We start from the raw sequence: 798 nt of genomic DNA, 5'->3' as shown, positions 1-798 counted from the left end.
AATCTCTGGATGTCAGTAACAATCGTTTGACGCAGCTACCGCCAACAATAATGGTATTATCCTCAAATTGTCATGTTTATTTAGACAATACCTTCCGCTCCTGTTCAATCGATAGAAGAGATCATTGCAGAATGGTATCCCCCTGAGCAGCGTGCTGAAATGGAACAAAGGTGGCGAGGAATGGCAAAAGAAGAAGGGGCTGAGCCGTTTCTTGGCTTTCTCAGCCGCTTGGCTCACACCGTGAATTCAGAACATACCCTGTTCAGGCAGTTTGTTAGTGATTGGTTATCATTGCTTTCTACGATGCCCAGGCTACGTCAGCATTCATTTTTGATTGATTGCTAGGGGTGCTACCGAACGTTGTGAAGATCGTGTGTCCTGGGTCTTCAATGAAATGCAAAAAGCACAGGTTACTCATGAGGTTGAAAACGGCTTTATGATAGCCAACTGCCGTTGCTGGTTTCCAGGGCACGCGAGATGTTCGCTGGAGTGCCTGGAAGGCTCGCGCGGGAGAAGGTAAAAACGCTGCGTTTTGTTGATGAAATTGAAGTCTATCTCGCTTATCAAGTCGAATTGCGTGAGAACCCTTGCAGCTTTCCTCTGCAGTAAAGAAGATGCGTTTTTTGGGTGCCGCTGGTGTGACACCGGACGATTTAGAGATAGCGATGCTTAACGTCAAGCACAGAGAAAACAGCGAATTCCCCGCTTGGCTGTCACGCTGGTCTCCGTGGGAAACGGTGTTAGAGCGGCTGTATAACAGCCCTTATCAGTCAGCGATGGCGCAGTTACACGACGAAG

2 protein-coding genes and 1 pseudogene are annotated in these 798 nt (G+C 48.1%); all 3 read left to right on the top strand.

Going from position 1 to position 798, the window contains the following annotated elements; all coding sequences use genetic code 11:
- Positions 1 to 87 precede the first annotated feature (87 nt).
- Positions 88 to 345, top strand: coding sequence for an NEL-type E3 ubiquitin ligase domain-containing protein (locus tag REG_RS11530; RefSeq protein ID WP_087943433.1), 258 nt, complete (start codon positions 88 to 90; stop codon positions 343 to 345).
- 49 nt (positions 346 to 394) lie between these two features.
- Positions 395 to 609 (top strand): annotated as a pseudogene (locus REG_RS14725) (NEL-type E3 ubiquitin ligase domain-containing protein).
- Positions 588 to 798, top strand: a 211-nt coding sequence (locus tag REG_RS10910) for an NEL-type E3 ubiquitin ligase domain-containing protein (protein WP_260200261.1), incomplete at its 3' end; no start/stop codon positions are given. The pseudogene REG_RS14725 and the gene REG_RS10910, both read left to right, overlap by 22 nt.

Origin of the sequence: Candidatus Regiella insecticola LSR1, assembly GCF_000143625.1 — a bacterium.
Lineage (GTDB): Bacteria > Pseudomonadota > Gammaproteobacteria > Enterobacterales > Enterobacteriaceae > Regiella > Regiella insecticola.
Note: the sequence above shows the minus strand (reverse complement) of the source record. Positions and strands in the feature narration are given on the sequence as shown.